The sequence below is a fragment of the Dellaglioa sp. CoH-56-MRSF-14 genome, assembly GCF_056782115.1.
This window is the reverse complement of record NZ_JBXAYB010000139.1, coordinates 1-239: the sequence shown is the minus strand read 5'-3', so window position 1 is coordinate 239 and position 239 is coordinate 1. Positions and strand designations below refer to the sequence as shown.

The following is a 239-nucleotide window of genomic DNA, read 5'->3' as shown; positions in this document are numbered from 1 at the left end:
CCATATACACTCCTTACAGAGATTTGTTCGGGAATCGCACACGTGCCTTTTTGTACGCGGCCCATGCACTGTCTTCGGCCTTTATCACGGGCCCTTGTGCAACTACCACCGGATGATCGGGCGGCAGATAATCGAAAAACTGGCCCGGCGCGATGTGCCGGTTTTGATCGTCCTGCTCTTCGAGCGGAGTGACACGTGCCCCGTTTCCGTCAACCTGAATAGGACCGCATGTCTCACAC

1 protein-coding gene is annotated in these 239 nt (G+C 55.6%); it reads right to left on the bottom strand.

Translation table 11 applies throughout. The features are described from left to right. Positions 1-13: 13 nt before the first annotated feature. Positions 14-239, bottom strand: a 226-nt coding sequence (locus tag AC1RPX_RS08095; protein ID WP_481763385.1) for a hypothetical protein, incomplete at its 5' end; no start/stop codon positions are given.